This window comes from Microvirga tunisiensis, assembly GCF_009296175.1.
Taxonomy (GTDB): domain Bacteria; phylum Pseudomonadota; class Alphaproteobacteria; order Rhizobiales; family Beijerinckiaceae; genus Microvirga; species Microvirga tunisiensis.
Genome location: NZ_VOSK01000544.1, coordinates 1 through 2,956, shown reverse-complemented (window position 1 = coordinate 2,956; position 2,956 = coordinate 1). Strand labels below are relative to the sequence as shown.

Below are 2,956 nucleotides of genomic sequence, written 5' to 3'. Positions count from 1 at the left end.
AAGCGCGATCATGGACTACCTGGAGCACCACAATGCCGACCCGAGACCCTTTGTCTGGACCGCCTCGGCCTCAGCTATCCTGGAAAAGGTCGCCCGTGCGAAACAAGCGTTAGAGTCACAACACTAGCGGTAATCGTTCGTTAAGAGAGGCGGGCTAGAACTGCCTGACCCACAGCCGACGCATTGCCCTACGTTGCTCCCGGCTGAAGAAGGGTCCTAACTTGGGCCGCTGCCCCCGATCAGCGGCCCTTTTCGCGTTTGTGGTCATGAGTGCACCTCAATGGTCAGGGCGGCCGCAGCCAGCACAACAAGCGCTGGATAGAACAGCCAGGGAAACCAAACGGGGTAGGGGCGGCCGTCGTCTTCGGGGATCATGTCGCCCCTCCAAGCGTTGGATTAATCACTTGGAACCCATGACCCAGCATGATGCCGCTGGGGCGTGTGTATCCACCGTCTCGGAAGGGTGGATCTCTGATGGAGTTAGCTCTGGTCGTACTGGTTGTGACCACTTTCGCGGCTTTGGTTGTTCCATCGCTTGTGGGCGTATTCCTCGATCCCGATGGGTTCAAGGACCGTCCGACACCGCCAAGTCTTGCTCCTCCCAAGGAGCGGAATCGGTTTGGGTTACCTAACTGGCTGCTCATGACGCGCCTCCGAAAAGGTCACACTTCTCAGCATCAGCCTTCGCCCGGGAGTCCCGAGCAATCTGCTCCATCATTGCTACTTGCTCGTCGGCGAATGCCTGGGTCATCCGGCGATCCTCGACCCAGTGCGGATAAGCGCGACGGCGTTGCTTCACTTCCCGCTCAGCGCACACTGCCAGCTGCTCGGCGGTAAAAGTCATGACGCCCTCCGCCCTTGCTGCCCGACGCCTCGCAGTTTCAGGTGATGCCGCGCCGTGTAGCGCTTGTCGGCATCCATTCCTTCGTTCCCAGTCATCCACGTGAGATAGCTGGTCGGGACATCATCCCAGGTCTTGCTTGAGTGCTGCCCAAAGGTGCAGCGGGGCAGCAGAGACGGCTGCTTGGTCCACTTGACCATGTCCTCTATCGAGGCGAGGGGCAGAGCCTTTGCCAGGATATGAGCCGTCACGTAGGCGTCCGGAGCGGCACGGTGAGGAGGCATTGCGCGCTCCTCATCCAGATCCAGCTCGAGGTAGTAGCGGAGCACGCTATTGGTGTGGCGGGGCGCGTCAGGCCAGAGCCTGCGCGCCACCTTCAAAGTGCAGATCCATGCGGCATCCCCACCTTTGAAAAATTCCTGCTCGAAAGCGGCATGGTGCGCTACGAACACATCCGGCTTGTCGTCCATCAGTCGGCGGAGACCAAGGTCAATCGGATCTGCTGCCGATACCTCATGGTCACGAATATGATGTGTGGCCATAGCCTCGATCGAGATCGGGCGCTTGGGGTTGACGAGCATGCTCCCCTGCTCGCCAACGACCCCGTCGACCACATCACACCAGCCGACCTCCACGATTGCCGCGTCGGGCGGCAATCCGGTCGTTTCGAAATCTAGGACGCGCAGCAGCATGGATCAGCCCTCCGCGCCTTCGGCCTTGTAGGCGTCGAATCCTGCCTGCCACTTGGCCAAGCGCTCAGGGTTGTCGCGGATGTCTGACTTCAGGCACTTGGATGCGCCACGAGCGGCGTCGTTGTAACCCTTCTGGTAATCGGGATCCTCCTCGGCGGCACCAGCGGCCTTCTGCGCAGCCTTGCTACCCTTTCCATTGATGCGGTCGATCTGATCCTGCCATGCATTAGCGGCCTTCGTCTGGAAGGCGCGAGACGGAGGATGCTCGTCCATCGCCTTGCGGAGATCTGCAGCGAGCTCGCCCAGTTCTTCCTCGGTGGTCGCGTTCTGAGCATCACGCTCGAATTCAGCCAGCAGAGCGTCGAAGTCGGGAGCCTGCTTCATCGGCTTGTCACCGGGAAAGTCATCAGCGGCGGCCGAGGGCTGTACGCCGCTACCTTCGCCCTCGGCCGCTTCGCCTGCCGCGCCGGTGTTAGCCAGCGCCTCAGGGTTCTTGTCCTTCACTACCTGGCCGTCGGCATCGACGATGCGATCTGCCTCGGCATACTCAGCGGTGTGACCGCGCACGGTGGACGCGCGGTTATCCTCAGCCTGGTCCTGATCTTCGGCATCACGGTCGATACTCGGGCCCGCTAGCTGATCCAAGGCAGCTGTCATTGAAAGGCGCGGGCCGCTCTTCACCTCGGCATCGCTGGCTCCCTTGAGGTCGTAAAGAGCGTCGTCACGGCGGATCAGATCATCCAGGTCGGACGACATCGGCAGGACCTTGGAGTGCCGGCGCGCGACCGTCTTCTTCGCCATCTCTGGGTAGAAAGTCGGATCAGCCCAGGGGCCGTTCTTGGAACGGGACTTGGCGCGGATCTTCTCCACGTCCTCGATCGACATCACGTCGCGGGACTTCTCGCCGCCCTTCAGAACAGCAACAGAATAGACCGCTATCAGCTTGCCCTTGTTGCTGAGGGCAGGGCGGTGCTTGATGTACGGATCGTCACCAAGCTCGAACTCGAACAGGTCGTTCTCATAGACGGCGTGCACATCCCATGACGAGATCTCGCCGCTGTTGCGGACCTTCTTACGGATGCCGCCGATCATCGGCATCCAGGTGGCCTCGCCCTTGTAGGGAACGATGGCGCCCTCGCGACCATCAGGCAGGAGGCCGTCCTGGGCAGCCTTCATGCAGGCGTTGAACAGCGATTTCCGATCACAACGGAGCAAGTCCATGTTGCCTTGGATCGCAGTCATGGCGACGCGGTTGAAACGCTCGACCGGGATGTGAGCGGGAAGGGCGGCTTCTAGCCCGGAAAATTCATGGAGGGTTGGCGGGTGTAGCTCAAGTGCCTGAGATGACTTAGGATTTGGTTGTTGAATCCGATCCGCCTCATTTCTGGGAGAACCCACCCGCCATGAACCATTCTACGCTTCC

3 protein-coding genes are annotated in these 2,956 nt (G+C 60.7%); all 3 read right to left on the bottom strand.

From position 1 onward, the window contains the following. Window positions 1–640 precede the first annotated feature (640 nt). Genes FS320_RS40955 through FS320_RS40945 form a run of 3 tightly spaced genes read right to left on the bottom strand, consistent with a single transcriptional unit; the run spans window position 641 to window position 2,775 of the window. Window positions 641–844 carry a hypothetical protein gene (locus tag FS320_RS40955; RefSeq protein WP_152718281.1) on the bottom strand — a complete coding sequence of 68 codons (204 nt, stop codon included), beginning with the start codon at window positions 842–844 and terminating at the stop codon, window positions 641–643. After that, complete coding sequence (locus FS320_RS40950; protein ID WP_152718279.1) at window positions 841–1,533, bottom strand: exonuclease domain-containing protein; 693 nt, start codon at window positions 1,531–1,533, stop codon at window positions 841–843. The genes FS320_RS40955 and FS320_RS40950 overlap by 4 nt, the downstream gene beginning before the upstream one ends. 3 nt (window positions 1,534–1,536) lie before the next feature. Next, the gene (locus FS320_RS40945) at window positions 1,537–2,775 is read right to left on the bottom strand and encodes a recombinase RecT (protein ID WP_244627719.1); all 1,239 of its coding nucleotides are present in this window, start codon (window positions 2,773–2,775) and stop codon (window positions 1,537–1,539) included. Window positions 2,776–2,956: the final 181 nt, after the last annotated feature.